Below are 6,295 nucleotides of genomic sequence, written 5' to 3'. Positions count from 1 at the left end.
TAGACTACCCTCAAATACTTTAAGGCAAGACTTCAAAATTTATTTTAAAAATATTACAATAATGCATTTAAAATTAAAAGTTCTTTAATGCAAAAATTAAGTAATGAACAAATTGGTATTTTATGGATTGTTGGTGCGAGTGAGTATAGGAATACTTTTAGAATTTTTTATAAGCAAACAAATTAAGGTATTTTTCTTTACTCATCTAGCTATCAAATTAAAACTAGCCAAACTCCCATAAAAAAATAAACTCCAAATAACTTTATGGGGTTTGCATTCTCACTGGAATTGGCTTTAAAATGAGTTTATTTATCGATACTCTAGTCTATGAAGTGAGTGATATTTAAATTATGCTAATAATCTCTCCATTCTTCTTGCTTCCTTTTGTTCTGGCATTTGTGGCTTTATTTACTTGTGCTTTCTTCCAAGTCCTAAACTTCCCAATCTCCAAAACTTAGTGGCTCCCCTCTTTTTAAGTCCTTGTTTGCCCTTTTGCCTATTACTTCCATTTTCATTTTAGGTGGGATTCCAAAACCTGGTCGAATCGAGCGAATTTGATTAGGCTTAATAATTTCTCCTTTTGCAATATCTTCTACTGCAAAAAGTGATCGCATAAACACCCTGCCCTCTTTGGATTTTTTACTTAACTCATAAGTCTCTTCACCAAGCAACTCTTCAACTTCCCTAATCGCTTTTGCCATAATACTAAACTCTTTTGGCTCCATACTAAAGGCACTATCTGGACCACCTAGATTCTTATCTAAAATAAAATGCTTCTCAATAACCCTAGCCCCCAAACTTGTAGCAACAATAGCAGCTGTTATCCCCAAAGTGTGATCTGATAGCCCAACTTTCACTTCAAAATCCCTTGCCATTTTAGGAATCAAAGATAAATTTGCCTCATTAAGTGGTGCAGGATAGGAGCTAGTGCATTGCAACAAAGTAATATCTTGGGCACCATTTTCCCTACACACTTGAATAGCTTCTTCTATTTCTTCTTTGGTTGCAATTCCTTTAGAGAGAATCATTGGCTTTTTTTTCTTAGCCATATAAGCTATAAGCTCCAAATCCACAATTTCAAATGACGCCACCTTATAAATAGGATTCTCCAAGGTTTCCAAAAAATCAACTGCTTCTTTGCTAAAAGGACTCGAAAAACATATCATTCCTAACTCTTGTGCATAAGAAAAAAGATCACTATGCCATTCCCAAGGTGTCATAGCCTCTTTGTAGAGTTGATAGAAATTTTTTCCCTCCCATAAAGTCCCTTGAATCTTAAAGTATTCTAAATGACTATCCAAAGTCAAACACTCTGGCGTATAAGTCTGCAATTTTATTGCATCTGCACCACTTTCTTTGGCGGCCTTTATGGTTTTTAGAGCAATCTCTTTGTTTTGATTATGATTTGCAGAAAGCTCTGCAACTAACAATACTTTATTTTTTTGCATTTAATTTTCCATTTAAAAATTTTTGTTAAGATTATAACTAAAAATACACAATTAAGACTGCAAAATGAAAAAATCTATTTTTAATATTCTTTGTCTTTTGTTGCTTTGTGGCTGCGATGAAATCGCCCAAAAGGGTTCGCAAACATTACAAGAAACATTGGAGAATTCTGGATTAAAAGACACCTTAATTAACAAAAGTGAAAAACTAAATGATTTCAACAATCAAGCAAAAGATTTTCTCCAAAAACAAAGTGAGATTCTCCAAAGAGAAATAGAAAAAGCTTTGGAGGATAATAAAACAAAAGAACTCTTAGAAGAACAAATGAAAAGCCTCAATAATCTACTAGAAAGTAAATCTAAAAACAAAACCCAAGATCAGAAATCCAATACGCCTAATGAAAAAGAGTTCTCACCTTTTAATACTACAGAAGAAATTTTTAGATTATAACTACATATCTTCTTCTTTGAGCATTGCACGAGATTCTTCACGCACTCTATCCATACCAATGTAAAATTCTTTCATCATTGATAAAAAAAGATATTTACCCTGTGTTGTTGGATAATAATCTCCATCTTTTTTATAAATATTACCTGTTAATTTTAAAAATGCTAACTCTTTAAACAAATCCCACTCTAAATTTGCATTATATTTTTGCTTAAAATCTTTAGCACTAGCTTTGCCACCAAAAAGCTCTACCATTAAGCGATATTGCAATTGCGCCTTTTTAGAATATTTTCTCTCTCTTGCAACTCCCATATTACCACTATTAATTTTATGTGCATACTCTTTGAGCGAAAAAGTATTCACATATAAAGTGCCATTTAAAAAACTAAAAGAACCCGAACCAATCCCTACATACTCGTCATTATTCACCACATATTCATCAAAAATTGCACTGCCTTTGTGTGAAAAAGCCCAACTTGATAAAGGAGAAAAATCCTCTTTTAAGGTTTCTAGAATCTGCCAATAAAGCTGTGCTTCATTCTTTAAACTAACCTCCCCAATAGAACGCTTTAAAATGCTTTTAACCGATGGAGAAGACATCAAAGGATAAAGTGTAACTTGTTCAGGTTTTAACTCTTTAATAATCTCTAGATCTTTTGCCAACATTTCTTTAGTTTGATTAGGAAAATTAAAAATCAAATCTACATTTAAAATAGGCAACACTCCAATAGCTTTTTGTAGCTTTTTTATCACTTCTTTGCCACTACCAAACTTCTCATAACGCCCAACTTTTCTTAAGATTCCATCATCAAAACTCTGCACCCCAACAGAAAGTCTATCAATGCGACCCCTAAATATTTCCAACTCTTCTAAATGAAGATGGTTAGGATCTGACTCACATGATACTTCCTTAATTCCAAAGAGACTCTTAGCTAAATCCAAAGTTTCGCACAATTCTTTTGGCATAATTGAAGTTGTCCCACCACCTACATAAATAGCATTAAAATCATATCCCAAATCTTTAACCATCAACATTTCTTTGCGCAATAATTCAAAATAAGCTTTCGCCTTGTCCTCTTGAAATAAAAAGCGATTAAAAGAACAATAAGTGCAAAGTGTCATACAAAAGGGAATATGAATATACAATAAATAAGACTTTTCTTTTGCTTTAGTGGGGTTTGGTGGAGGCAATTGTGTGAGACTGGAAGGTTTTAAAGTAAGGTATTTATTGGTTGCATAACGCATAATAGAATTAACAATTTTGGTAGAAAAATTTTGATGCGTCATTACTATTTGCCTACTTTAGAATTAAAGGAATAAAATTGTAGAAAAAATTATTTAAAGCTAGAATTAATTATAAAATCTAAATCTCCAGCGCCCCAAAAGGCACCAAAGATTAAGCCATAATGTCTAATTTAGAACTTGATTGGCTTGAGGCAACTGGAGCAGATTGCGCAGGAGCTTGAGAAGTTTGCATTGATGTTTGCGCACCTTGCATTCCATTAATAATAGAACTCATCAAAGCCTCCTCTGTATCCATTGCTTTTTTGAGCACATTTAAGTTTCCACTTACTGCTACTGAACCACTATCGATACCTGAGATCATAACAGACTCCTTTCTGTTTTGTAAATTCTTTTTAGTCCTTTAAAAAAGAATTTCAAAATTTTATATCGGTCTTTTTTATAAAATCTTAAATTATAAAATTTTTATTCTTTTTAATATCCTAATATTCTAAGTCTTTTAAAGGAATTTATATTATTTTAACTTAAATCAAATTAAAATTCGGATTATAATAGAATCCCAAAAAACATTCACTTAAATTTAAGGAATATCTTGTGAAAAAATTTTTTAAATACCTTGGAATTTTCATTGCCATCATTGCTCTTGCTGTTATTGGGATTGCAATGTGGCTCTTTTCTGAAAGCGGAAATGAGTTTCTTAAAAACAAAATCACTCAAATAGCCAATGAAAAAGCTCCTATTGGGGTTGAATTTACTTATTTTAAGCTTGATTCTAACTCTTATGCCTTTGGAATCACCGATAAACAAAAATCGCAGATCGCCATTAGCGGAAAATATTCTCTTTTAACCCTTAACACACAGGCTCAAGTCAATGCGGTTATCAAAAACTTAAGTCCTTATGAAAAACTCATTGGAATGAAGCTAAATGGGGGCGCAAGTCTTAATGGTAATATCATTAAAGATTCAGGTGATCTTGGCATCAAAGCAGATATTACTGCCTTTGAAAGCGCGATACACGCTGATATAACACTACAAGACTTCAATCCAAAAAGATTGTTTATCTCCAGTAAAGAAGGCATTAATATCGCCTCCCTTTTATATTTTCTAAATCAACCAAACTATGCTAATGGAAAGATTCTGTTTAATGCTGATTTGGATATTTCCAATCTCACTGCTCCAAAAGGCGGATTCAAAATCGCCTCCAATGCAATCTTGCCTAACACTACTCTTTTAGCAAAAAACTATAGCATCATCCTACCCAAAGATCCTATCAAGCTTGCTATTAATGGCGAGGCTAAGGGAGAAAACATTCTAGCAACAATTCTAGCAAACTCTAGTTATTTAAATCTTAATTCCAATAATCTTGCTTTAAATCTCAAGGATTACTCAAGCAATGGGGATTTAAAGCTCACTTTGCAAAACATCATCGCAAGTGGCTTTTCTCTAAAAAAACCAATCAATGCCAATCTAAATTTAAAATCCACTCAAATTGCCAATCAAGAAGCTAATTTGGCTCTGAATATTGTTACAAATCCAATCTTAGCCAAGCTATCGCTCCCAAACTATAAACCCAAAAACCTCACGCTTAATGCCAAGAATCTTAATTTAAAAGAAATTTTAGAATTTGCTTCTTTGCCTTATGATGCCAAGGGCACACTTAATCTTGATGCCAAGGTAAATGAAATTAATCTTACAAACCTTAGTTACAAACTCACCGCAAATCTTAATAGCAATATCCAATCTATTGTTTTTAACAAACTTAACCTTGCAAACAACAACACTTTAAATGCTGATATTAAGGGCGATTCTAAGACACTAGAGATTCTTGCTAATAGTGATTTGTTTGATTCTAAACTCAAAACCAATACGCTTCTAAAAAATTACACGCTTGAAACTATTTCACTAGACTTACAAAACCTGAACCTCCAAAAACTTGCCAAGCTTTTCCAATACAATGCTAATGGCTTTTTAAGCGCAAAAATTGATCTTAAAAATTTCAAAGATTCTAATTTTGATGGCAATTTTAATCTACAATCTCAAAACATCACTATTGCCAAAAATACCCTTAATGCCCTTAGTGGAATGAACTTCAAAAAAGACATTAGCCTTTCGCTTGATGGTGATGGCAAATTTAGCAATGGTGCTGGACAAGCTGAACTTAAAGCCAACGGAAAGGACATTAACTTAGAAATCACCAATGCAAAAATCAACCTTAAAGACAATACTTATAGCACTGACTTTTTTATCAATACCCAAAATATTGCCAATATCAATCCCACTGCTATGGAATTGCAAGGTGCATTAACACTCAAAGGCAAGGCAACCCTAAAAAACAATATTCCAACTCTCTATCTACAAAACCAAGATTTTGGAGATCTTACTATAGATCTTGCTAATGAGAAACTAAAACTCATTGGCGACAATCTTGATGTCAAAAAAATTGCTAATTTTACTGGCAATGGAAAAATTATCAAAGGCGGAATCATCAACACAAATGCAGACCTAACTTTCAAAGGAATGGATGCTCCAACAATTATTAAGAATCTCAATGGAACATTCTTGTTAAGTGGTCACGACATTGAAATTTATAGCATTGACATCGATGCCCTTGCAAAAAACTTTGAAAAAAGCAATCAAATTAGTCTTTTAGATATTGGCGCTTTTGTGCTTGCAGGACCTATTGGAATTGCAACTACCAAAGGAAGTAATATAGGAATGCTTGGACTAAATACACTTTTGGACACCAAAACAGCAATCAAGCAATTAGAAATGCAACTTGACATTCAAAAAGGGATTGCCTATGCTAAAGATGTCGCTTTTGCTACAGGCAAAACAAGAATTGCCGCTATTGGAGCTATCAATCTTAACAATAATGCCTTTGAAAACTTCTCCATTGGCATTTTGGATTCACAAAATTGCGCAAAATATTCTCAAGCTATCAAGGGCACTCTCACAGATCCCAAAATACAAGTTACTAGCACCACCATTTCTACTGCAGTAAATCTAGCAACTTCATTATTTGATAGATTCAAAAAAGGAGCGCAAACAATTACTAACACTCAAGAGAAATGCAAGCCCTTTTATAATGGCGTTGTCAAGCAACCATAACAAACTAAGATTCTCACAAGAATCTTAAATTTTAAAGTTTAAATAATTTGGG

General features: G+C 33.1%; 5 protein-coding genes and 1 pseudogene. 3 read left to right on the top strand and 3 right to left on the bottom strand.

Translation table 11 applies throughout. The features are described from left to right. Nucleotides 1–139 precede the first annotated feature (139 nt). A pseudogene (locus MKD52_RS01340) lies at nucleotides 140–415 on the top strand (Na+/H+ antiporter NhaA); the annotation flags it as partial. Nucleotides 416–431: 16 nt separating this feature from the next. Here MKD52_RS01340 and pseI read toward each other — a convergent pair. Continuing rightward, a complete protein-coding gene (gene pseI, locus MKD52_RS01335; protein ID WP_242098995.1) occupies nucleotides 432–1,448 on the bottom strand; it encodes a pseudaminic acid synthase in 1,017 nt (338 codons plus the stop codon). Between the two features lie 64 nt (nucleotides 1,449–1,512). Here pseI and MKD52_RS01330 point away from each other — a divergent pair, with 64 nt between their 5' ends. Beyond that, nucleotides 1,513–1,896 carry a hypothetical protein gene (locus MKD52_RS01330; protein ID WP_242098994.1) on the top strand — a complete coding sequence of 128 codons (384 nt, stop codon included), beginning with the start codon at nucleotides 1,513–1,515 and terminating at the stop codon, nucleotides 1,894–1,896. Here MKD52_RS01330 and MKD52_RS01325 read toward each other — a convergent pair whose 3' ends face one another. Together MKD52_RS01325 and MKD52_RS01320 are read right to left on the bottom strand one after the other, a co-directional pair. Beyond that, the gene (locus MKD52_RS01325) at nucleotides 1,897–3,180 is read right to left on the bottom strand and encodes a coproporphyrinogen III oxidase family protein (protein ID WP_242098993.1); all 1,284 of its coding nucleotides are present in this window, start codon (nucleotides 3,178–3,180) and stop codon (nucleotides 1,897–1,899) included. It lies immediately after the preceding gene. A 109-nt stretch (nucleotides 3,181–3,289) separates the two neighbouring features. Then, nucleotides 3,290–3,499 (bottom strand): hypothetical protein, encoded by a 210-nt coding sequence (locus tag MKD52_RS01320; protein ID WP_112057916.1) that lies wholly within the window; start codon nucleotides 3,497–3,499, stop codon nucleotides 3,290–3,292. Between the two features lie 230 nt (nucleotides 3,500–3,729). Between MKD52_RS01320 and MKD52_RS01315 the strand changes: the two genes are divergently transcribed. Further along, nucleotides 3,730–6,243 carry a hypothetical protein gene (locus tag MKD52_RS01315; protein ID WP_242098992.1) on the top strand — a complete coding sequence of 838 codons (2,514 nt, stop codon included), beginning with the start codon at nucleotides 3,730–3,732 and terminating at the stop codon, nucleotides 6,241–6,243. Nucleotides 6,244–6,295 lie beyond the last annotated feature (52 nt).

It is taken from the genome of Helicobacter sp. CaF467b, assembly GCF_022664765.1.
Lineage (GTDB): Bacteria > Campylobacterota > Campylobacteria > Campylobacterales > Helicobacteraceae > Helicobacter_D > Helicobacter_D colisuis.
The sequence above is the reverse complement of the archived record's forward strand: the minus strand, read 5'-3'. Positions and strand labels throughout refer to the sequence as shown.

What these genes read in the sequence shown, in the direction of transcription:
- MKD52_RS01325 (WP_242098993.1), bottom strand. Translation starts at nt 3,180, where the DNA reads ATGACGCATCAAAATTTTTCTACCAAAATTGTTAATTCTATTATGCGT.
- MKD52_RS01330 (WP_242098994.1), top strand. Translation starts at nt 1,513, where the DNA reads ATGAAAAAATCTATTTTTAATATTCTTTGTCTTTTGTTGCTTTGTGGC.
- pseI (WP_242098995.1), bottom strand. Translation starts at nt 1,448, where the DNA reads ATGCAAAAAAATAAAGTATTGTTAGTTGCAGAGCTTTCTGCAAATCAT.
- MKD52_RS01320 (WP_112057916.1), bottom strand. Translation starts at nt 3,499, where the DNA reads ATGATCTCAGGTATCGATAGTGGTTCAGTAGCAGTAAGTGGAAACTTA.